The organism is Pseudomonas sp. NCIMB 10586 (assembly GCF_023127895.1).
Lineage (GTDB): Bacteria > Pseudomonadota > Gammaproteobacteria > Pseudomonadales > Pseudomonadaceae > Aquipseudomonas > Aquipseudomonas synxantha_A.
In genome coordinates, this window is record NZ_SPKQ01000049.1 from 1 (window position 1) to 20444 (window position 20444).

20 protein-coding genes are annotated in these 20444 nt (G+C 61.5%); 8 read left to right on the top strand and 12 right to left on the bottom strand.

All coding sequences use genetic code 11. The annotated features are described in order from the left end of the window. Positions 1 to 244 precede the first annotated feature (244 nt). Entirely contained in the window at positions 245 to 1183 is a 939-nt protein-coding gene (locus E4P01_RS23415) for a GlxA family transcriptional regulator (protein WP_032880454.1), read from the bottom strand. A gap of 173 nt (positions 1184 to 1356) precedes the next feature. Here E4P01_RS23415 and E4P01_RS23420 point away from each other — a divergent pair, with 173 nt between their 5' ends. The 3 genes from E4P01_RS23420 to E4P01_RS23430 all read left to right on the top strand — a co-directional run bounded on the left by E4P01_RS23420 (position 1357) and on the right by E4P01_RS23430 (position 3869). After that, on the top strand, positions 1357 to 1986 hold the full coding sequence (locus E4P01_RS23420) for a TetR/AcrR family transcriptional regulator (RefSeq protein ID WP_216091763.1): 630 nt from the start codon (positions 1357 to 1359) through the stop codon (positions 1984 to 1986). Then, complete coding sequence (locus tag E4P01_RS23425; RefSeq protein WP_078821754.1) at positions 1983 to 2660, top strand: type 1 glutamine amidotransferase domain-containing protein; 678 nt, start codon at positions 1983 to 1985, stop codon at positions 2658 to 2660. The genes E4P01_RS23420 and E4P01_RS23425 overlap by 4 nt, the downstream gene beginning before the upstream one ends. Positions 2661 to 2738: 78 nt before the next feature. After that, positions 2739 to 3869 carry an alkene reductase gene (locus E4P01_RS23430; protein WP_216091762.1) on the top strand — a complete coding sequence of 377 codons (1131 nt, stop codon included), beginning with the start codon at positions 2739 to 2741 and terminating at the stop codon, positions 3867 to 3869. Positions 3870 to 3940: 71 nt separating this feature from the next. Here the strand turns inward: E4P01_RS23430 and E4P01_RS23435 are convergent, their stop codons facing one another. The 4 genes from E4P01_RS23435 to E4P01_RS23450 all read right to left on the bottom strand — a co-directional run bounded on the left by E4P01_RS23435 (position 3941) and on the right by E4P01_RS23450 (position 8363). Then, the gene (locus tag E4P01_RS23435) at positions 3941 to 4939 is read right to left on the bottom strand and encodes an NAD(P)H-quinone oxidoreductase (RefSeq protein ID WP_248130144.1); all 999 of its coding nucleotides are present in this window, start codon (positions 4937 to 4939) and stop codon (positions 3941 to 3943) included. 223 nt (positions 4940 to 5162) lie between these two features. Next, positions 5163 to 5981: an alpha/beta hydrolase gene (locus tag E4P01_RS23440; protein ID WP_005789458.1), complete on the bottom strand. Its 819-nt coding sequence runs from the start codon at positions 5979 to 5981 to the stop codon at positions 5163 to 5165. A 97-nt stretch (positions 5982 to 6078) separates the two neighbouring features. Next, positions 6079 to 7470 (bottom strand): alginate export family protein, encoded by a 1392-nt coding sequence (locus E4P01_RS23445; RefSeq protein WP_103735482.1) that lies wholly within the window; start codon positions 7468 to 7470, stop codon positions 6079 to 6081. Beyond that, positions 7467 to 8363 carry a hypothetical protein gene (locus E4P01_RS23450; RefSeq protein WP_032880472.1) on the bottom strand — a complete coding sequence of 299 codons (897 nt, stop codon included), beginning with the start codon at positions 8361 to 8363 and terminating at the stop codon, positions 7467 to 7469. Before E4P01_RS23450 ends, E4P01_RS23445 begins: the two co-directional genes overlap by 4 nt. A gap of 326 nt (positions 8364 to 8689) precedes the next feature. Here E4P01_RS23450 and E4P01_RS23455 point away from each other — a divergent pair, with 326 nt between their 5' ends. Beyond that, entirely contained in the window at positions 8690 to 9577 is an 888-nt protein-coding gene (locus tag E4P01_RS23455; protein WP_078821750.1) for a GNAT family acetyltransferase, read from the top strand. A gap of 40 nt (positions 9578 to 9617) precedes the next feature. Here E4P01_RS23455 and E4P01_RS23460 read toward each other — a convergent pair whose 3' ends face one another. The 6 genes from E4P01_RS23460 to E4P01_RS23485 form a co-directional block, all read right to left on the bottom strand. Further along, on the bottom strand, positions 9618 to 9896 hold the full coding sequence (locus tag E4P01_RS23460; protein WP_050549410.1) for a hypothetical protein: 279 nt from the start codon (positions 9894 to 9896) through the stop codon (positions 9618 to 9620). A gap of 172 nt (positions 9897 to 10068) precedes the next feature. Then, entirely contained in the window at positions 10069 to 11088 is a 1020-nt protein-coding gene (locus E4P01_RS23465) for a branched-chain amino acid aminotransferase (protein ID WP_005789450.1), read from the bottom strand. A 204-nt stretch (positions 11089 to 11292) separates the two neighbouring features. After that, a complete protein-coding gene (gene lpdA, locus E4P01_RS23470) occupies positions 11293 to 12672 on the bottom strand; it encodes a dihydrolipoyl dehydrogenase (RefSeq protein ID WP_032880474.1) in 1380 nt (459 codons plus the stop codon). Between the two features lie 4 nt (positions 12673 to 12676). Further along, a complete protein-coding gene (locus tag E4P01_RS23475) occupies positions 12677 to 13939 on the bottom strand; it encodes a dihydrolipoamide acetyltransferase family protein (protein WP_216091761.1) in 1263 nt (420 codons plus the stop codon). Further along, on the bottom strand, positions 13940 to 14998 hold the full coding sequence (locus E4P01_RS23480) for an alpha-ketoacid dehydrogenase subunit beta (protein WP_005789444.1): 1059 nt from the start codon (positions 14996 to 14998) through the stop codon (positions 13940 to 13942). A 1-nt stretch (position 14999) separates the two neighbouring features. Next, entirely contained in the window at positions 15000 to 16235 is a 1236-nt protein-coding gene (locus tag E4P01_RS23485) for a 3-methyl-2-oxobutanoate dehydrogenase (2-methylpropanoyl-transferring) subunit alpha (RefSeq protein ID WP_005789442.1), read from the bottom strand. A 195-nt stretch (positions 16236 to 16430) separates the two neighbouring features. Here E4P01_RS23485 and bkdR point away from each other — a divergent pair, with 195 nt between their 5' ends. Continuing rightward, on the top strand, positions 16431 to 16919 hold the full coding sequence (gene bkdR / locus E4P01_RS23490) for a Bkd operon transcriptional regulator BkdR (RefSeq protein ID WP_005789440.1): 489 nt from the start codon (positions 16431 to 16433) through the stop codon (positions 16917 to 16919). 118 nt (positions 16920 to 17037) lie between these two features. Here bkdR and E4P01_RS23495 read toward each other — a convergent pair whose 3' ends face one another. Beyond that, on the bottom strand, positions 17038 to 17901 hold the full coding sequence (locus tag E4P01_RS23495; RefSeq protein ID WP_032880479.1) for an MBL fold metallo-hydrolase: 864 nt from the start codon (positions 17899 to 17901) through the stop codon (positions 17038 to 17040). 94 nt (positions 17902 to 17995) lie between these two features. Here E4P01_RS23495 and E4P01_RS23500 point away from each other — a divergent pair, with 94 nt between their 5' ends. From E4P01_RS23500 to E4P01_RS23510, 3 genes are read left to right on the top strand one after another with little or no spacing between them, the layout of a single operon-like run. Then, complete coding sequence (locus E4P01_RS23500; protein ID WP_005789341.1) at positions 17996 to 18331, top strand: metalloregulator ArsR/SmtB family transcription factor; 336 nt, start codon at positions 17996 to 17998, stop codon at positions 18329 to 18331. Positions 18332 to 18382: 51 nt separating this feature from the next. Then, positions 18383 to 19627 (top strand): FAD/NAD(P)-binding oxidoreductase, encoded by a 1245-nt coding sequence (locus E4P01_RS23505; protein WP_216091760.1) that lies wholly within the window; start codon positions 18383 to 18385, stop codon positions 19625 to 19627. Then, positions 19628 to 20434: a sulfite exporter TauE/SafE family protein gene (locus tag E4P01_RS23510; protein WP_005789338.1), complete on the top strand. Its 807-nt coding sequence runs from the start codon at positions 19628 to 19630 to the stop codon at positions 20432 to 20434. The last annotated feature ends 10 nt before the right edge of the window (positions 20435 to 20444 follow it).

Here is a 20444-nt window from a genome sequence, read left to right on the forward strand (position 1 = left end):
GGCGGCTAAACCGGCATCCCTGCCGGTTTACCCCCCAAATCCCTGTCGAATTACGGCCAGCGTGGTTTGACGGGGCGCCTCAGATCAAAAGCAGATCAAGATCAAGGTCAAGAGCGGCTCGCTTCGCATTGTGGTTACGGGGGCAAGATCAAGAGCGGCTCGCTTCGCATCGTGGTTACTGTTGGCGAATGCAAAGTTGTGTAGATACCTATGGTAATCGGGGGCAAGCCCCTCCCACACGGGCCTAGCCTGGATTGAACAGCACCTGCTGCATCGCCTGGGGCGGCTGCCCGAATGCACGGAGGAACGCCTGGCGCATGCGTTCGCGATCACCAAACCCGGTTTCGCGGGCCACTACTTCCACCGGGTGACGGCTGGTTTCCATCATCGCCCGCGCCGCTTCCACCCGCAGGGCTTCGATGGCCTTGGCCGGGGTTTGCCCGGTTTCTTCGCGAAACACTCGGCTGAACTGGCGCGGGCTGAGCCGGGCGACTTCGGCCAAGGCTTCTACCGATAAATCATGGGTTAGGTTTTCACGCGCATAGGCCAGGGCCAGTTGCACGCGGTCGGATTTGGGGTCCAGTTCCAGCAAGGTTGAGAGTTGCGATTGCTCGCTGCCGCGGCGCTGGGCTATCACCAGCTTGCGTGCGATGCGGCGCGCAAGGTCGCTGCCCAGGTCGTTCTCCACCATCGCCAGTGCCAGGTCGACCCCGGCGCTCATGCCGGCACCGGTCCACACCTGGCCGTCCACCACGAATAACTTGTCTTCTTCCAGGCGAATATCCGGGTAGCGCTTGCGAAACGCCGGCGCGTGGATCCAGTGGGTGGTGGTGCGTTTGCCGGCGAGCAGGCCCGCTTCTGCCAGCACAAAGATGCCCATGCATAACGAGGCCACCCGGCGCGACTGTGCTGATGCTGCCTTGACCAGTTCCAGCAGGTTGGCCTCCGGCAGGCGAAACTCCAGGTAGCCGCTGACGATCAGAGTGTCATAACCCTCTGGGCGGATGGCGTTGGTATTGACTGAAAAGCCCTGGGAGGTCATCACCGCGCCGCCGCTTTCCGATACCAGGTGAAACTCATAGGCCGGCTCGCCGCGCAGCAGGTTGGCGCACTCGAACACCGAGCCCAGGCTAAGGCTCAACGACTGGAAATTCGGGTAAACCATCAGCGCAACGCTGTGCATTGCATCTCTCCAAGGGGCAGGGGAGAGGGGATTGTCGGCGTGTACCAGGCAAACGGCAACCGACTTTGGCGCATGTCCGGAATCCTTGCGGATATGACATTGTGAGTGGTTGCCTCGCTGCCTAACATGGCCCCAACGAACTAGACGACTGGTCTAATCGCACGGAGGCAAGCATGAGCAACGCAAGCAGCAGTGCACGGCAAGCGATTCTTGAACGTGCGCAATCCATCGTCGGTGCCAAGGGATTTTCCGCGGTGGGCTTGAACGAAATCCTGCACGCCGCACAAGTGCCCAAGGGCTCGTTCTATCACTACTTCAACTCCAAGGATGCGTTTGGCGTGGTGTTGCTCGATACCTATTTCGATCAGTACGTCGAAGGTATGCAGCAGCTGTTGGATCAGCCGGGTTTAACCCATCACGCCAAGTTGATGCGCTATTGGCAAGGCTGGATCGACAACCACACTGGCTGCACCGATACCGGCAAGTGCCTGGCCGTCAAGTTGGGGGCTGAAGTCTCTGACCTGTCAGAGCCGATGCGATTGGCGTTGCAGCGCGGTACTTCGCGCACCATCGAGTTACTCGCGCTGGCCCTGGAGCGCGGGGTCGAAGACGGCTCGCTCAGGTTCGAGCACGCTCCGCACAGCCTTGCCAAGCGCTTGTATGCGCTGTGGCTGGGAACCAGCGTCATGGGCAAGATCACCCGTACCACTGCGCCGTTCTGCGAGGCGCTGCTGCTGACCCAACAGTTGTTGGGCGGCCCTGAAAACCCTGCTACTCACATCGATCGAGGCACTAGAAAATGAAAGTATTAATGGTACTGACCTCTCACGACCAGCTTGGCGATACCGGGCGCAAGACCGGCTTCTGGCTCGAAGAGTTTGCCGCCCCTTATTACGCGTTCAAGGACGCTGGCGCCGATGTGGTGCTGGCTTCCCCGGCCGGCGGCCAGCCGCCGTTGGACCCGAAGAGCGATGAACCGGATGCGCAAACCGAGCAGACAGCGCGCTTCGCCGCAGACCCGGCTGCGCAGCAGGCCCTGGCTACCACGGTGAAGCTGGAAACGGTCAACACCGCCGACTTCGACACCCTGTTCTACCCTGGCGGCCACGGCCCGCTGTGGGACCTGGCGGAGTCGCCGGTGTCCATCGCGTTGATCGAGGCGTTCGAACGGGCCGGCAAACCCATCGGATTTGTCTGCCATGCACCGGGTGCCTTGCGCCACGTCAAGGCAGTCAACGGTGAGCCGTTGATCAAGGGCCGCCGTGTGACCGGGTTCTCCAACTCTGAGGAAGCCGCGGTGCAATTGACCGATGTTGTGCCGTTCCTGATTGAAGATGAATTCAAAAAACTGGGCGGCAAGTATGAGAAGGGCGCCGACTGGCAATCCTTTGTGATTGTCGATGGCTTGCTGGTCACTGGGCAGAACCCGGGCAGCTCCAGCGAAGTGGCCAAGGCCCTGCTGACACTCAGCGCTTAAGTTAATAAACCGAGGTACGCGCTGGCGACTCCCAGGAGTCGCCAGGGTTTTCGTTCGTTCTGAATTTGGAATATCCCCATGCCTGACTGCATTTTGAACACCCCGATAAAGCTGGGGCATCATCGCTTGAACAATCGCGTTGTGCTGCCGCCGCTGACACGCCAGCGCAGCGCCCAGCCGGGCAATATCGCCACCGACCTGATGGCCGAATATTACCGCCAGCGTGCCAGTGCCGGCTTCATGGTCAGCGAGGGTACGCAGATCGAACCGCGCGGCCAGGGCTACGCATGGACGCCGGGCATCCATACACCGGCGCAGATCGAGGGTTGGCGCAAGGTCACCGCAGCGGTACATGCCGAGGGTGGGGTGATCTTTGCCCAGCTATGGCACGTGGGGCGGGTGTCCCATAACGCCTTGCAACCTGGCGGCGCCGCACCGGTGGGGCCGTCTGCACTGCCGGCGCTGCAAGCCAAAGCCTTTATTGAAACCGGTCCGGGTGTGGGTGAGCTGGTGCAGCCACCCGTGCCTCGTGCGTTGAGCGCGCTGGAAATCGACGAGTTGGTCGGGCACTACGCCCAGGCTGCTCGCAATGCCCTGGACGCCGGGTTCGATGGTGTGGAAATCCATGCGGCCAACGGCTATTTGGTCAACCAGTTCATCTCGGCCCACTCCAACATCCGTGAGGATGAGTACGGCGGTTCGCTGGACAATCGCCTGCGCTTGCTGCGCGAGATTGTCGAGGCGGTGTGCAAGGTGGTGGGGCCGCAGCGCCTGGGCGTGCGCTTTTCGCCGCTGTTCAGCGGTACCGATCAGGATCGGGTCTACATTGGCCTGGTGGAAGAGGACCCGCACCGTACCTATATCGAAGCGATCAAAGTGCTGGAGGCGTCGGGCATCGCCTATGTTTCCATCGCCGAAGCCGACTGGGATAACGCGCCGGACCTGCCTGAAACATTCCGCCAGGCCGTGCGCCGCACCTTCAGCGGCAGGATCATCTACGCCGGCCGCTACACCGCCGGGCGCGGTACACGGCTGGTAGAGGCAGGGCTGGCGGACCTGATCGCCTTCGGACGGCCGTTCATTGCCAACCCAGACCTGCCCCAGCGGATTTTCAATGGCTGGCCATTGAATGCGTTGAAGGCAGAGGGCTTGTATGGGGGGACTCAGGCGGGGTATGTGGATTATCCGGTGTATGCCGAACCGGAGTGACACACGCCCCTCCCACATTTGTGCCGAGTACCGTCAAACTTGGCCGGTCGCCAAGGATTGAGGAAAGCGCCTCACTCCACCCGCAACACAATCTTGCCAATGTGATCCCCACCTTCCATGCGCGCATGGGCCTGGGCGGCGTCGGTGTATGCATAGACCTTGTCGATGATCGGCAGGCAGCGCCCGGCGCTGAGCACCGGCCACACGTAGTCGCGTAGCTGTTCGGCAATCGCGGCCTTTTCTTCGCGGGTGCGGGCGCGCAGCAGGGAGCCGGTGATCACCGCGCGTTTGGCGAGGATGGTCAGCAGGTCGACGTCATGAGCCTTGCCGCCACCGAGGAAGCCGAGCATCACCAGGTGACCGTCCATGCCCAGGGCCTTGAGGTTGTTGTTCAGGTACGAGGCACCCATGATGTCGAGAATCACATCGACGCCTTTGCCGTCGGTCTGTTGGGCAATGACCTCGGCAAACTCCTGTTCGCGGTAGTTGATCGGTTCGGCGCCCAGCTTGGCAATCGCGGCACATTTGTCTGCGCTGCCGGCGGTGGCGAATGCCTGGATACCGAACTCCTGGCAGAGCATCAATGCGGTGGTGCCGATGCCGCTGGTGCCGCCGTGGATCAAGGCGCGCTGGCCTTTATGGGCACCGCCGAGGTCGAACAGGTTGGCCCAGACCGTGAAGAAGGTTTCCGGCACGGCGGCGGCCTGAATCCAGTCCATGCCCGCCGGGATCGGCAGCGCCTGGCTGGCCGGCACCGCACAAAACTGCGCATAGCCACCGCCATTGGTCAGGGCACACACCTTGTCGCCCAGGCTGTATTCAGTCACGCCAGTGCCCAGCGCCACCACTTCACCGGCCACTTCCAGCCCGGGAATCGGGCTCATGCCGGGTTTCATCGGGTATTTGCCGGCGCGTTGCAGCGCGTCTGGGCGGTTGACCCCGGCGGCGTGCACGCGAATCAGAATCTCGCCTGGCCCGGCCACTGGCACGTCGGCGCGCCGTGGCTGCAAGACGTCGGGGCCGCCAGGCGTGGTGATTTCGATCAGGGTCATTTCTTGGGGGAGCGTCATGGAAAAGTTCCTGTAGCGATGAGCGTATGGGTTGGGACCGTAGCGCGGGGTCGGCAGTTCAGCAAGATCATGCCGGGTTCTTTCGGCAATGCAACGGCCTGGGGCAACCGCAGGATTTCAGCACAAGCCTGCAAGTACGTTGGCGCGGTTTCGGACGCGCTTTGCCTGAGCAAAAAAAGGCCGGGCGAACCCGGCCAAACAAGGAGAGGAGGTTGCAAGCGGTTCAGCGGCTGAGGAACGCCAACAGGTCTTCATTGAGCTGCTGGGTGTGGGTCGCGGCAAACCCGTGGGGTGCATCCTTGTAGACCTTCAGTTGCGCGCCGTTGATCATTTCGGCAGCCACCTTGCCGGTGGTTTCGAACGGCACGATCTGGTCGCCGTCGCCATGGATCACCAGGGTCGGCACGTCGATTTTGGCCATGTCCGGGCGGAAGTCGGTTTCGGAGAAGGCGCTGACGCAATCCACGGTCGACTTGAGCGAGGCAAGCATCGCGATCTGCAGGGTCTGGCTGAGCACACCCTCCGAGACTTGCTGGCCCTTGTTGATACCGAAGAACGGCGTATTGAAATCGCTGATGAATTGGGCGCGATCCTTCAACAGGCCGGCCTTGATGCCATCGAACACCTCGGTGGGGACGCCTTGGGGATAGTCGGGTTGCTGGCCGAAGATCGGCGTCACGGCACCCAGCAACACCAGGCCGGCGACACGAGCGCTGCCATGGCGGGCGATGTAGCGCGCCACATCACCGCCACCCATGGAAAAGCCCACCAGGGTCACGTCCTTCAGGTCCAGGTGTTCGATCAACTGCGCGATATCGTCAGCGAAGGTGTCGTAGTCGTTACCGGTCCAGGGTTGGTCCGAGCGGCCAAAGCCACGGCGGTCGAACGCGATAGTGCGAAAGCCGCGGCTGCTCAGGTACTCCATCTGGTATTCCCACATGTCGGCATCCAGCGGCCAGCCGTGGCTGAACAGCACGGGCTTGCCGCTGCCCCAGTCCTTGAAGTAGATCTGGGTACCGTCTTTGGCAACGAAGGTGCTCATCTGAATCTCCTTGCTTGAGTTAAAAAAGCGCTGAAAAAACCGTATCACTATTGCCGTTAACCTGAGCCCAGGCTTGTATGGGTGTGCTCGCCTGAGGTTACCAACTGAACTTGAGTTCCATGCCCAGGTAGTTGCTGTCGTGCCCACCGGCATCACGCAGGGTCTGGCCAGCCGCGTAGTGCACGGCCTCGATTGCACCGCTGATGTTGGAGGTAAACGCGTAGTCGGTGCGCACTTGGCCATAGGCGCCGGTCCAGCGTTGACCCTGGCCAGCCGTTCCGGCGACGGCGAGGTTGGGTTGGGTATAAACCGCGTCCGCGGTGGTCTGCCGCCACAACAGGCCGACAGCGGTTTGCACGCTCAGCTTGGCGATGGGTTTGACGGTGATTGATGGTTTGACGTGGATCAGGTTGCTGTAGCCCGTATAACCGGCCAGGGAAAAGTAGTAGCCGTTGGGGAACAGCGGGTTGAAGGTGCCGACGCGGCCATCACCGCGCTTGCGGTCACCGGAGGCGACATCCACTTGCAGGCCGAGGCGCGGTGTCCAGGCCAGCGTGTCGAAGGTGTAGCCGGTACGGCTGCCGCCGGCCCAGGCGCGGATCGCCTGGCTGCCCACCGACCCCTTTTGCAGCATGGCTTCGATATCCCAGTCGAAGCCCCGGGCCGCGCCGCCCAGGCGTACGTCGAGCAACTGGCGGGTCTCGTTGCCGTCGGCATCCAGGTAGTGGGCGGCACGGCGCTCGTAGACGCCGTAATAGGCCGACAACTCATTGCTGCCGCCCACCAGCCGCTCGACCCGCAGCATGTGGAAGCGCGCGTCACGATTGGATTTGTCGTCAAAGTGCCGGCCATCCTGGTATTGCACCGGTTGGCTGGCGATCCCGATAAAACGCCACTGGGGCGTTTCCCAATCGGCCCACAGCGCGTCGAAGGACTGGCGCACATTCGGGCCATCGCGCGACGAAATAAAGCGCTGCAAATCGAAGGCAAAGTCCTGGCGACCCGCCCGAGCCTTAAAGGTGCCGGCGCTGAAGGTCTTCACGTATTCGGCAAAGGCCAGGCGCAGGTCTACGCGGTTCTGGTCGGCGCCGCCGATGGTGGTTTTGTCATAGGCCCGTACATCTTCCAGCTGGGTGAACAGCCGCCAGTGTTCGTTGAGGTGCAAGTCGGCGTGCACCTGAAAACGCTGGATCAGGTAGCGATCACGCGCTACATCGCGCACGCCGAAGCCGCTGGCGTCGTTCATCTCGAAGCGTTCGCGCAACGTCGCACCCATGGACAGGTAGGTGAACGGGTTGGCGGCGGACAGCGGGATGTACTTGAGGTTGTCCAACGGTTGCGTGCGCAATGCCGGATCCTTGAGCACAGACCAGTCTTCCTGCCAGCGATTGGCCTTGATGGCCGGGCGGGTCGGTTGATTGTCGGCATGTACGCTGCCCACCACCAGCGGCCACAGCACGGCCAGGCCCCAGCCTGTACGACGGATCATTTCGCCGCGATGAGTTGGTGAATTTCCGCGACGTAACCGCCCGGGAATTGCACCAATGCGCTGCGACGGCCTTTGCTGGCGAAGCTCGGCACCAGTACGGTAGCGCCCGAGCCCGTGGCTTTGGCCAGGGTGGCCGTCAGGTCGGCTACCTCATAGCCGGTGGTTTCATGGCCAAAGGGGTAGGGCAGTTGGCCGTTGGTCACCAGTACCGCCATACGCCCAAAGGGCGACGTGATTTCGACGCGTCGGTAAGTGCCGCCAGCCTGGCCCACCTCCACAGCAGGTGCGTGCTTGTCATCGGCTACCACTTTGCCGTGGGAGAAGCCAAGGAACGCCTTGATAAAGCGGTCGGCGCGATCGGCGCTGAGGTACACGCGGTTTTCCGGCACCGTCTGGAAGGCGGCGTAGTCGGGAGCCTTGGTGTGCCAATACAGCTGCATGTTCACGCCGCCCGGCCACTGCACCACCGCATCGCGGCCGATGGGATCGGGAAAATCGCTGACGATGACCGCAGCGCCGTTGTCCCGAGCTGCCTTCAGGGCCACGTCCATGTCCTTGACCAGATAACCATTGCGCTCCTGGCCGAAAGGATGGGGGATGGGCGTGGTGAAGCCGAACAGTGACACCGTGCCGGCCGGGGTCTGCAACAGTTGCGAAGTGGTGCTGCTCGGCACCGGCAGCACATTGACCACCACCTGGGGCGTGCTCTTGCCCCCGAACGTGGCCAGGAAACTCTGGGCAAAACCCTCTACATCAGCGGGTGCTACATACACATGGCTGGTGTCGTATTGCGGCGCCACAGCCACTACCGGCGTGGCCGCCCATGCGCTGCCCGCCATGGCCCCGGCCAGCAATGTCACGGCCAGGGTTACCGCCCTCACTTTTCTGTACATGCCTACTCTCCAGCGCTTTTAAGAAAGTCAAAAGCTTAGGGGGCGGGCGGTGACGCCGATTGTATGGGCGTGCTTGGTTGAACGGTTCAGCGTCAATGGCATTGCCCGCACCTGTTGCGGTTCGCTGATCGGCCGTATCCAGAAAGCCCGGGAGATGCTGGGTTCTGCGCCGAACAGAGGATTGTCCGGGATGTGGAAATGATCGATATGCAGGGCATCAACGAGGCGTATAGCTTATCTTTAGCTGACCCACCGCTATCGGGATCAAGCTCCCTTCCACATGCACAGTGGGGTGTTCATTACAGTCGCGCCAGCCAGGAGGAGTCATGTCGACCGTTGTTCGTCTCGCCCAAGCAGCCGATGCCCAGGGCATCAGCCAGGTCATTCTGGCGGCCTTGCACAGCAGCAATGCACGGGATTATCCAGCAGATGTGATTGCTCGCGTCGCCACTCACTTCACGCCCGATGCGGTTCTGGAACTGCTCAACCGCCGTATTGTGCTGGTGGCTACCCAGGACCATTCAATCGTCGCCACCGCTGCCCTTGATGCCAACGTGGTGCGTTCGGTCTTCGTCAATCCCGAGCTGCAAGGGCAGGGTATCGGCCGTTTGTTGATGATCGAGATCGAACTGCGTGCCCGCGAAGCCGGGGTGACGGTGTTGAGTGTGCCGTCATCACTGACCGCCGAGCCGTTCTACAGCAAGCTGGGTTTTCACACCGTGCGCGATGTCTACCATGGCAACGAGCGCACGCTGGTCATGGAAAAGACCTTGCTGTCACGGCATCCCATCGGCCCCTACCGCGACCGGCAGCATCGCGCCCAAGTGATTGAGTTATGGCAGCAGGCGTTTGGCTATGACACCGCACACAACCTGCCGAGCCTGGCGATTGACAAGAAGCTGGCGGTCAACGATGGGCTGTTCTTCGTGGCCACCGACAAGAAAGCCGTGATTGGTACGATTCTCGCGGGCTATGACGGCCATCGTGGCTGGTTGTACTCGGTGGCGGTGCATGACGACTATCGTCGCCATGGTTTGGGATCGTCGCTGGTGCGCCATGCCGAGCAGGCGTTGACGGCCTTGGGCTGCATGAAGATCAACCTGCAGATCACCGGCGGCAATGACGTCGTGGTGGGGTTTTATGAGGCGTTGGGGTATGGGGTGGAGCCGAGGATCAGTATGGGTAAGAGGATTGCAGAAAATATCAACGGTTGACGCGCATGACCGACGGCAACCTGGTCATGGCTGGTGAGCTTTATTTCTTCGCTTTTTTTCGTTTTTTTATGGCATAGGCTGTCATTTTGGCGAAAGCGTTGGCTACGTTCAGGTAAAGCGCCTTGTCATCGTTATCGTAGTCTCCATCGCCGTCGACGTCATCGGGTGCCGAGGCGGTATCGTAAATCCCGTCGTGCTTGCTGGATGACGCGTAAACGGCCCAATCAAGGTCGTTGTTAATGTAAGTTTCCATCACGATTTCTTTACTACCGTCATTCTCGAAATCTTCTGCGGACACACGTAATTCATAGATCGCCATGATGGGCTCCTGCTGGGTTTAGAAGGAGAGTTAACTTAGGTGTGCCGATTTTTACTGTCTACTGTCAATCTTCACAGGTGATTGCACATCCAGTAACCCACCGCATAAAAAAGGCCCATTCACCGACAGCGGTGAATGGGCCTTTTTCTGAAGTGGCAGGTTCAGATCATTTTCAAACCTTGACGATCCAACCCGCGGGCGCTTCAACGTCACCGGTCTGCACACCGGTCAGTTCTTTGTAGAGCTTCTGGGTAACCGGGCCGACTTCGGTTTCGCTGTGGAACACGTGCATCTTACCGTTGTGCTGGATGCCGCCGATCGGTGAAATCACCGCAGCAGTACCGCAGGCGCCGGCTTCCTTGAACTGGTCCAGTTTGTCGATGAACACTTCGCCTTCGACCACGTCCAGGCCCAGGCGGGTCTGGGCCAGTTCCATCAGCGACAGGCGGGTGATGCCTGGCAGCACCGAAGGCGACTTCGGCGTGATGAACTGGTTGTCGTGGGTGATCCCGAAGAAGTTGGCCGAGCCGACTTCTTCGATTTTCGAGTGAGTCATCGGGTCCAGGTAGATCGCGTCGGCGAAGCCGGATTTCTTCGCTTCAGAGCCCGGCATCAGGCTGGCGGCGTAGTTGCCACCGACCTTGGCGGCACCGGTGCCTTGCGGCGCAGCGCGGTCGAAGGTGGAGATCTGGAAGTTATGTGGCACCAGGCCGCCTTTGAAGTAGGCCCCGACCGGGATAGCGAACACCGAGAAGATGAACTCCGGCGCAGAGCGTACGCCGATATTGTCACCGGTGCCGATCACGAACGGGCGCAGGTACAGCGCGCCGCCACTGCCATACGGCGGGATGAAGCGCTCGTTGGCCTTGACCACTTGTTTGCAGGCGTCGATGAAGTCTTCGGTCGACACATGCGGCATCAACAGGCGGGCACAGCTGCGTTGCATACGTGCAGCGTTCTGGTCCGGGCGGAACAGGTTGATCGAACCGTCCTTGCAGCGATAGGCCTTCAGGCCCTCGAAGCATTGCTGGCCATAGTGCAGGGCGGTGGAGCCCTCGCTGATGTGCAGCACGTTGTCGTCGGTCAGGGTGCCTTCCTGCCATTCGCCGTTTTTCCAGACCTGGAGAAACCGCTTGTCGGTCTTGATGTAGTCAAAACCCAGCTTGTCCCAATTGATGCTTTCGTTACCCATGACACCCTCTATCTCTGGTCAAGTCGGATTTTTTTCTGGATGGGAGCAACAATACTGCATTCTTGGCTTGTGTGGGAGCGGGTGGGTGGACCATTGAGCCTTTGTATTGGCTGGTCCACCGTCATCGCGGGCAAGCCCGGCTCCCACATTTGACTGCATTCCAAATGTGGGAGCTGGCTTGCCTGCGATAGCGTCACCGCAGTTTCACAGATGCAAGGCGTGCCCCAGTGCCCGCAATGCCGCTTCCTGCACCGCCTCGCCAAGGGTCGGATGGGCGTGAATGGTGCCGGCCACATCCTCAAGGCGCGAGCCCATTTCCAGGCTCAGGCCGAACGCGGTAGACAGCTCGGACACCCCAGCCCCCACGGCTTGCCAACCGACAATCAGATGATTGTCACGCCGCGCCACCACCCGCACGAAACCGGCTTTGGACTCAAGCGTCATGGCCCGACCATTGGCGGCGAACGGGAAGCTCGACACGATGCAGTCCAGCCCGGCAGCCTTGGCCTCGTCCGGGGTCTTGCCGACCACCACCAGTTCCGGGTCGGTAAAGCACACCGCTGGAATCGCGGCCGGGTTGAATTCGCGGGTCTTGCCGCTGATCAGTTCGGCCACCATCTCGCCCTGGGCCATGGCCCGGTGCGCCAGCATCGGTTCGCCGCTGAGGTCGCCGATGGCGTACACATTGCGCATGCTCGTCTGGCAGCGGCTGTCGATCTTGACCGCCGCGCCGTTCATGTCCAGGTTCAGCGCTTCGAGGTTCCAGCCTTGGGTGTTGGGTTTGCGCCCAACGGCTACCAGCACCTGGTCGGTGTCCAGCGCCAAGGTGTCGCCATTGGGCGCACGCACTTGCAGCTTGTTGTCGGCAAAGCCGGTGACACTGTGCCCAAGGTACAGCTTCACCCCGAGTTTCTTCAGGGACTCAGCCACCGGTAAGGTCAGCTCGGCATCGTAGGCGGGCAGGATATGTTCCTGGGCCTCGACCACACTGACCTCGGCACCGAGCTTGCGATAGGCGATACCCAGTTCCAGGCCGATATAACCGCCGCCCACCACAATCAGGCGCTTGGGCACGCGGGTCGGTGCCAAGGCTTCGGTGGACGAGATGATCGGCCCACCAATCGGCAGCATCGGCAGGTTGACACTTTTCGAACCGGTGGCCAGCAGCAGGTGTTCGCACTGGATGCGCTGGTCGCCCACCTCGACAGTCTTGCCGTCGATAACCTTGGCCCAACCGTGAACGACCTGCACCTTGTGTTTTTTCAGCAGCGCGGCGACACCCGTGGTCAGGCGATCGACGATGCCGTCTTTCCATTCCACGCTTTTGCGGATGTCCAGGGTCGGCACATCCACTTCAATGCCCAGTTGTGAGCCCTGGCTGTGATGCACGGTCTGCTGGAACTGCTCGGCTACATGGATCAGCGCCTTGGACGGAATGCAGCCGATGTTCAGGCAGGTACCGCCCAGTGCCTGGCCTTCCACCAGTATGGTGGGAATGCCCAGCTGGCCGGCGCGAATCGCCGCCACATAGCCGCCGGGGCCGCCGCCGATAATCAGCAGCGTGGTGTGCAATGTCTGAGTCATGCCCTTACTCCAGGAACAGGCTGGCGGGTTGTTCGAGCAGGCCGCGAATGGCCTGGATGAATTGCGCCGCGTCCATGCCGTCGACCACGCGGTGATCGAAGGAGCTGGAGAGGTTCATCATCCTGCGCACCACGATCTGGCCCTTGATCACCATGGGCCGTTCGACGATGCGGTTGACGCCGACGATGGCCACTTCCGGCAGGTTCAGCACCGGCGTGCTGACGATGCCGCCCAGGGCGCCCAGGCTGGTCAGGGTGATGGTCGAGCCGGACAGCTCTTCACGGCTGGCCTTGCCTGTGCGTGCGGCGTTGGCCAGGCGCACGATTTCTTCGGCAGTGCCCCACAGGCTGCGGGCTTCGGCGTGACGCACCACCGGCACCATCAGGCCCACGTCGCTTTGCGTGGCGACGCCCACATGTACCGCGCCGAGGCGGGTAATGACCTGGGCTTCGTCGTCGTAGCGAGCGTTGATCTGCGGGAAGTCGCGCAGCGCCACCACCATGGCCCGTACGATAAACGGCAGCAGGGTCAGCTTGCCGCGTGTCGCACCGTGCTTTTCGTTGAGATGCACGCGCAACTCGTCGAGGGCGGTGACGTCGATTTCTTCCACGTAGCTGAAATGCGCGGCGCGCCGGGTGGCGTCCTGCATACGCTGGGCGATCTTGCGGCGCATACCGATCACCGGGATCTGGTGTTCATCATTGCGCTCGGCGTAAGGGTTGGCGGCGCTGGCGCTGGTGGCCGGCCCCTGGTGCAGGTACGCCTCCAGGTCTTCGTGCAGAATCCGGCCCGCAGGCCCTGTGCCATGGACCAGACGCAGTTGAATCCCGGCATCCAGCGCGTGCTTGCGCACGGCCGGGGAGGCCAAGGGGCGCTCACTGGCGTCGCGGGCCACGGGTGCTTGCGGCGCCTTCACGGCAGGCGCGGGTTTGCTTTCTACCGGTGCGGGTGCCGGTTTGGCTTCGGCCACGGGCGTGGTCTTCATCGGTTCGGCAGCCACCGGCACATCCTTGGTGTTGCCTGCGCCTTCCACTTCAATGCTGATCAAAATACTGCCCACCGCCATGACTTCACCCGGCTCGCCGCCCAGGGAAATCACCTTGCCGTGGACGGGGGAGGGAATATCCACCATCGCCTTGTCGGTCATCACATCCGCCAGCACCTGGTCTTCAACCACCAGGTCGCCGACCTTCACATGCCACACCGACAATTCAACTTCCGCGATGCCTTCGCCAATGTCCGGCATCTTGATAACGTGCGTGCCCATTCAGACCTCCATGACCCGTTTCAACGCCGCACCCACTCGGGACGGCCCTGGGAAATACGCCCACTCCTGCGCGTGCGGGTAGGGCGTGTCCCAACCGGTGACGCGCTCGATCGGCGCTTCCAGGTGGTGGAAGCAGTGCTCTTGCACCAGCGATACCAGTTCGGCGCCAAAGCCGCAGGTGCGCGTGGCTTCATGCACCACCACGCAACGTCCGGTCTTTTTCACCGACTTGACGATGGTTTCCAAATCCAGCGGCCACAGGCTGCGCAGATCGATGACTTCGGCGTCGATGCCGGTTTCTTCGGCGGCAACTTGCGACACATACACGGTGGTGCCATAGGTCAGCACCGTCACAGCCGAACCTGGGCGCACGATGGCGGCCACGTCCAGGGGCACGGTGTAGTAACCGTCCGGAACCTGCGCTTGCGGGTGTTTTGACCACGGCGTTACCGGGCGATCGTGGTGGCCGTCGAACGGGCCGTTATACAGGCGCTTGGGTTCCAGGAAGATCACCGGGTCATCGTTCTCGATGGAGGCAATCAGCAGGCCCTTGGCGTCGTAGGGGTTGGATGGCATCACCGTGCGCAGGCCGCAGACCTGGGTGAACACCGCTTCGATACTCTGGCTGTGGGTCTGGCCGCCGTAGATGCCGCCGCCGCAGGGCATACGCATGGTCAAGGGCGCGGTGAACTGGCCGGCCGAGCGATAACGCAGGCGCGCCGCTTCGGAAATGATCTGGTCGGTGGCGGGGTAGACGTAGTCGGCGAACTGGATTTCCGCCACCGGGCGCAGGCCATACGCACCCATGCCCACGGCTACGCCGACGATGCCGCTTTCCGAGATCGGTGCGTCAAACACCCGTGAGCTGCCGTATTTGGTCTGCAAACCTTCGGTGCAACGGAATACGCCGCCGAAGTAGCCGACGTCCTGGCCGAACACCACCACGTTGTCGTCACGTTCGAGCATCACATCCATGGCCGAGCGCAGGGCCTGGATCATGGTCATGGTGGTGGTGGTCATGGCGGTTTCCAGTTCGATGCTGTTGTTGTGGTCGTTCATGTCACACCCCCAACTCTTGACGCTGGCGCTTCAAGTGCTCCGGCATCTCTTTATAGACGTCCTCGAACATGGTCGCGGCGCTTGGAATCTGGCCGCCGGCGAGGGTGCCGTACTGTTCGGCTTCCTTCTGCGCCTTGACCACTTCGGCTTCAAGTTCGGCACTGACCGCCGCATGTTCCTCTTCGGACCACTGGCCAATCTTGATCAGGTGCTGCTTGAGACGGGCAATCGGGTCGCCCAGGGGGAAGTGGCTCCAGTCGTCGGCTGGGCGGTATTTGGACGGATCATCGGAGGTGGAGTGCGGGCCGGCGCGGTAGGTGACCCACTCGATCAATGTTGGCCCCAGGTTGCGCCGTGCGCGTTCGGCAGCCCAGGCCGAGGCGGCATACACCGCGATAAAGTCATTGCCGTCTACCCGCAGGGAGGCGATGCCGCAGCCCACGCCGCGTCCGGCGAAAGTGGTGGCTTCACCGCCGGCGATGGCCTGGAAGGTGGAGATGGCCCATTGATTATTGACCACGTTGAGTATCACCGGCGCGCGGTAGACGTGGGCGAAGGTGAGGGCGGTGTGGAAGTCCGATTCAGCGGTGGCGCCGTCGCCGATCCAGGCCGAGGCGATCTTGGTATCGCCCTTGATCGCCGAAGCCATGCCCCAACCCACGCCCTGCACGAATTGGGTGGCGAGGTTGCCGGAAATGGTGAAGAAGCCCGCCTCTTTGACCGAGTACATGATCGGCAACTGGCGACCCTTGAGCGGGTCGCGCTCGTTGGACAGCAGTTGGCAGATCAGGTCTACCAGCGGCACGTCGCGGGCCATCAGAATGCTTTGCTGGCGATAGGTGGGGAAGCACATGTCGTCGATGTTCAAGGCCAGGGCCTGGGCGCTGCCGATGGCTTCTTCGCCAAGGCTTTGCATGTAGAACGACATTTTTTTCTGGCGCTGGGCGACCACCATGCGGTTGTCGAAGATGCGCGTCTTGAGCATGGCGCGCATGCCTTTGCGCATGATCTCGGTCGAAACACCCTCGGCCCACGGCCCGAGCGCCTGGCCCTGGTCGTCGAGCACGCGGATCAGGCCCTTGGCCAGGTCGGCGGTGTCGGCGGGTTCTACGTCGATGGCGGGTTTGCGTACCAGGCCGGCGTCGGTCAGACGCAGGTAGGTGAAATCGGTCTTGCAGCCTGGACGGCCCGAAGGTTCGGGAACGTGCAGGCGCAGCGGTGCATACGGCTGGGTCATGGCTTTCTACGCTCTATCTTGTGAATTTCTTGTAGTGGGCGCGCTAGCTGACAGTCAGTCTTCGGGTAGAAGAAATCTTGTCCTACAACAATCATAGGCGTGGCGTAGAAGAATATTTATCTGTGTTTCATTGCGCTCACCGTCATTTGCGGATAAAAAAACTGCATAAACATAATAAACAGGTGATTTTGTCTCATGCGCAAACTGGACCGTACCGATATCGGCATTCTCAACGCCCTGCAGGAGAATGCCCGCATCACCAACGCCGACCTGGCCCGCTCGGTCAACCTGTCGCCCACGCCGTGTTTCAACCGGGTCAAGGCGATGGAAGAACTGGGCCTGATTCGTGAGCAGGTCACGTTGCTGGATGCTGACCTGCTGGGGCTGCACGTCAATGTGTTCATCCATGTAAGCCTGGAAAAGCAGAATGAGTTGGCGTTGCAGCAGTTCGAAGGGGCGATCTCGGACCGTCCCGAGGTGATGGAGTGCTACCTGATGGCGGGTGATCCGGATTATTTGATCCGCGTGCTGGTGCCGACGATCCAGTCGCTGGAGCGTTTCATGATGGACTTTTTGACCAAGGTGCCGGGGGTGGCAAACATTCGCTCCAGCTTTGCCTTGAAGCAGGTGCGCTACAAGACGGCGCTGCCGCTGCCAGCCAACGGCATCAGCCTGGGCAACTGACTCAACGCGGTAAAAATGTGGGAGGGGGCTTGCCCCGATGGCGGTGTGACAGTCAACTTATGTGTAGCTGATCCACTGCTATCGGGAGCAAGCCCCCTCCCACATTTTTTACTGTATTTCAAAGTTGGTTGAGGGGGATCTTCAGGTAGGTCACGCCGTTTTCTTCCGCCGGCGGCATATGCCCCGCCCGCACATTCACCTGGATCGCCGGCAGCAACAAGGTCGGCATTCCCAGCCCGGCATCACGCTGGGTACGCATCTCTACAAACGCCGCTTCATCCACGCCATCGTGCACATGAATATTCCCCGCCCTTTGTTCCGCCACAGTGGTTTGGCACTTGGCCTCACGCCCCTCAGGCGGATAGTCATGGCACACATACAGCTTGGTATCCGAGGGGAACGCCAACAGCTTGCGCATCGATGCGTACAACTGCCGCGCATCGCCGCCGGGGAAATCGCAGCGGGCGGTGCCGACGTCGGGCATGAACAGCGTGTCGCCCACCAGGATCAAGCGGCCGTCGATCAAGTAGGCCATGTCGGCAGGGGTGTGTCCCGGCACATGCAGGGCTTGGGCTTTCAAACCGCCGATATGAAAGACCTCATCCGGCGCAAACAGGTGATCGAACTGCGAACCGTCGACGCGAAATTCCGGCTCCAGGTTGAACAGGTTTTTGAACACACCCTGCACCTTGCTGATCGATTCGCCTATCGCGATCTTGCCGCCCAGGGTGCGACGCAGGTAGGGCGCGGCAGACAGATGATCGGCATGAGCGTGGGTTTCCAGCAACCACTGCACCTGCAAGCCATGCTCGCGCACGAACGCGATCACCTTGTCAGCCTGGGCGGTATCGGTACGCCCCGACGCCGGGTCGTAGTTGAGTACCGAGTCGACAATGGCACAGGGGCCGCCATCCGCTTCATAGACGATGTAGGTATAGGTCGACGATGCGTCATCCAGAAAGGCTTGAATCAACGCTGGCATGGCGGCTGTCCCCAATGAAGAAAAAAGTGGTTACAATCAGTTTACGTTTACACATAATGTTTTGAGCTTAAGTGACATAAAGGACCCGAAGCAAATGGAATCTACCTTGAGTGAGGGCGAAGTCGCCCAGTTGCGTGCGTCGGCGTCCAAGGCTTGTTCCTTGCTCAAGGCCCTGGCCAATGAAGACCGACTGTTGATCCTGTGCCAGTTGACCCAAGGCGAGCGCAACGTCGGCGAGCTGGAAGCCCTGACTGGCGTGCGCCAGCCCACGCTGTCACAACAGTTGGGCATCCTGCGCGATGAAGGGCTGGTCGCCACCCGCCGAGAAGGCAAATACATTTTCTACGGGCTGGCCAGCCATGAAGTGATTCAAGTGATGAAGACCCTGTCCGGGCTGTATTGCGGCGCGGTCATAAAAAGCTGGGCGTGACGCCATCCGGCAGCGACCCTTGTGTGCATTGACTCAAAAAGGCAGTAGACAATGACCGAACAACACTGGGGACCCACCATCAGTGGCGATATCGTAGTCATCGGCGGCGGCTCGGCAGGCATCGGCCTGCTGGCCAGCCTGCTCAAGCGCGACCCGCAGCTGAACATCATCCTGATCGAGCCCAACGATTACCACTGCTACCAACCGGCCTGGACCCTGGTCGGCGGTGGTGCCTACGACCTGCAAAAGACCCGCCGCCCCCTGGCCGAAGTGCTGCCCAACGGCGTCAGTTGGGTACAGGCCGCCGTCAGCGAAGTGCTGCCCGACGAGCAAACCCTGGTGCTCGACAGCGGTCAGCGCGTCACCTGGCAAAACCTCATCGTCTGCCCCGGTCTGCGCCTGGCCTGGGAGAAGATCGAGGGCCTGCCAGACACCCTCGGCCAGCACGGCGTCACCTCCAACTACAGCTATGAGCACGCCGCCTACACCTGGCAACTGGTGCAGCAACTCAAGGGCGGCAAGGCGCTGTTCACCCAGCCTGCCATGCCGATCAAATGCGCCGGAGCGCCGCAAAAAGCCATGTACCTGTCCTGTGATCACTGGCTCAAGCAGGGCGCACTGAAAAACATCGAGGTGGAGTTCAACCTGGCCGGCGCTGCGTTGTTCGGCGTGGCGACCTTTGTGCCGCCGTTGATGAAATACGTCGAAAAATACAAGGCGCGCCTGGCGTTCAACTCCAACCTGGTAAAAGTCGACGGCCCGGCGCGCAAAGCCTGGTTCGAAGTCAAGGACGCCGAAGGCAACGTGAGCGTCGAAGAGAAAACCTTCGATATGTTGCACGTCGTGCCGCCGCAGCTGGCCCCGGACTTTATCCGCGAAAGCGAGCTTGCCGACGCCGCCGGCTGGTGCGAAGTAAACCCCCACAGCCTGCAACACCTGCGCTACCCGCATATCTTCGGCCTTGGCGATGTGTGCGGTACCACCAACGCCAAGACGGCGGCCGCGGTGCGCAAGCAAATCGTGGTGGTGGCCGAGAACCTGCTGGCCCTGCGCAAACAGGCGCCATTGCCGCTCAAATACGACGGCTACGGCTCCTGCCCGCTGACGGTGGAGAAGGGCAAGGTGGTACTGGCCGAGTTCGGCTACGGCGGCAAGCTGCTGCCGACCTTTCCCCTGGACCCGACTCGGGCGCGCCGTTCGATGTGGTTCCTCAAGGCCACGCTGCTGCCGTGGTTCTACTGGAACGGTATGCTCAAGGGCCGCGAGTGGCTGACCCGTCTGAGCAAGGTGGACTGAATGCTGCTGGCCAGTCTGTTGGGTGTATTGATGGGCCTGGTCATGGGCCTGACCGGCGCGGGCGGCGGCATCCTTGGGGTGCCGGCGTTGGTGCTGGGGCTGGGGTTGACGATGACCCAGGCCGCGCCGGTGTCGTTGCTCGCAGTGGGTGCGGCAGCGGCGGTGGGGGCCATCGATGGCTTGCGCCATGGCCTGGTGCGTTACCGTGCGGCGTTGTTGATCGCCTTGCTCGGCGCGCTGTTTTCGCCGTTGGGCGTGTTCGTCGCCCACCAACTGTCGGAGCCGGTGCTGATGGGGTTGTTCAGCGCGCTGATGGTGCTGGTGGCCTGGCGCATGCTGCAACGGGAAAAGCGCGAGGCGGGGCCGAGTGACCATGGCGCCGCTTCATGGGGCCAGAAGAATTGCATGCTGGATCAACAAACCGGGCGCTTCTCCTGGACCGCCAAGTGCAGCGCCACCCTGGCTGCGCTGGGAGCTGTGACGGGTGCTGTATCGGGCTTGCTGGGCGTGGGCGGCGGCTTCCTGATCGTGCCGGCGTTCAAACAACTGACCGACGTGCAGATGCGTGGGATCGTCGCCACGTCGTTGATGGTGGTCAGCCTGCTATCGCTGATCGGCGTGGCCGGTGCGTTTCATGCGGGCGTGAGCATCGAGCCGGTGGGCTGGGTGTTTATCGGCGCGAGTGTCGTCGGCATGTTGGCGGGAAGGCGGTTGTGTTCGGTCATCCCCGCGCGGGTGTTGCAAGTGGGGTTCGCCAGCCTGTGTGGGGTGGTGGCGATTGGCATGTTTGTCAGCGCGTTGCTCTGACGCGGTACCG

What these genes read in the sequence shown, in the direction of transcription:
- E4P01_RS23435 (WP_248130144.1), bottom strand. Translation starts at nt 4,939, where the DNA reads ATGACGCTCCCCCAAGAAATGACCCTGATCGAAATCACCACGCCTGGC.
- E4P01_RS23430 (WP_216091762.1), top strand. Translation starts at nt 2,739, where the DNA reads ATGCCTGACTGCATTTTGAACACCCCGATAAAGCTGGGGCATCATCGC.
- E4P01_RS23415 (WP_032880454.1), bottom strand. Translation starts at nt 1,183, where the DNA reads ATGCACAGCGTTGCGCTGATGGTTTACCCGAATTTCCAGTCGTTGAGC.
- bkdR (WP_005789440.1), top strand. Translation starts at nt 16,431, where the DNA reads ATGCGCAAACTGGACCGTACCGATATCGGCATTCTCAACGCCCTGCAG.
- E4P01_RS23475 (WP_216091761.1), bottom strand. Translation starts at nt 13,939, where the DNA reads ATGGGCACGCACGTTATCAAGATGCCGGACATTGGCGAAGGCATCGCG.
- E4P01_RS23420 (WP_216091763.1), top strand. Translation starts at nt 1,357, where the DNA reads ATGAGCAACGCAAGCAGCAGTGCACGGCAAGCGATTCTTGAACGTGCG.
- E4P01_RS23445 (WP_103735482.1), bottom strand. Translation starts at nt 7,470, where the DNA reads ATGATCCGTCGTACAGGCTGGGGCCTGGCCGTGCTGTGGCCGCTGGTG.
- E4P01_RS23510 (WP_005789338.1), top strand. Translation starts at nt 19,628, where the DNA reads ATGCTGCTGGCCAGTCTGTTGGGTGTATTGATGGGCCTGGTCATGGGC.
- E4P01_RS23485 (WP_005789442.1), bottom strand. Translation starts at nt 16,235, where the DNA reads ATGACCCAGCCGTATGCACCGCTGCGCCTGCACGTTCCCGAACCTTCG.
- E4P01_RS23425 (WP_078821754.1), top strand. Translation starts at nt 1,983, where the DNA reads ATGAAAGTATTAATGGTACTGACCTCTCACGACCAGCTTGGCGATACC.
- E4P01_RS23450 (WP_032880472.1), bottom strand. Translation starts at nt 8,363, where the DNA reads ATGTACAGAAAAGTGAGGGCGGTAACCCTGGCCGTGACATTGCTGGCC.
- E4P01_RS23505 (WP_216091760.1), top strand. Translation starts at nt 18,383, where the DNA reads ATGACCGAACAACACTGGGGACCCACCATCAGTGGCGATATCGTAGTC.
- E4P01_RS23495 (WP_032880479.1), bottom strand. Translation starts at nt 17,901, where the DNA reads ATGCCAGCGTTGATTCAAGCCTTTCTGGATGACGCATCGTCGACCTAT.
- lpdA (WP_032880474.1), bottom strand. Translation starts at nt 12,672, where the DNA reads ATGACTCAGACATTGCACACCACGCTGCTGATTATCGGCGGCGGCCCC.
- E4P01_RS23480 (WP_005789444.1), bottom strand. Translation starts at nt 14,998, where the DNA reads ATGAACGACCACAACAACAGCATCGAACTGGAAACCGCCATGACCACC.
- E4P01_RS23440 (WP_005789458.1), bottom strand. Translation starts at nt 5,981, where the DNA reads ATGAGCACCTTCGTTGCCAAAGACGGTACCCAGATCTACTTCAAGGAC.
- E4P01_RS23460 (WP_050549410.1), bottom strand. Translation starts at nt 9,896, where the DNA reads ATGGCGATCTATGAATTACGTGTGTCCGCAGAAGATTTCGAGAATGAC.
- E4P01_RS23455 (WP_078821750.1), top strand. Translation starts at nt 8,690, where the DNA reads ATGTCGACCGTTGTTCGTCTCGCCCAAGCAGCCGATGCCCAGGGCATC.
- E4P01_RS23500 (WP_005789341.1), top strand. Translation starts at nt 17,996, where the DNA reads ATGGAATCTACCTTGAGTGAGGGCGAAGTCGCCCAGTTGCGTGCGTCG.
- E4P01_RS23465 (WP_005789450.1), bottom strand. Translation starts at nt 11,088, where the DNA reads ATGGGTAACGAAAGCATCAATTGGGACAAGCTGGGTTTTGACTACATC.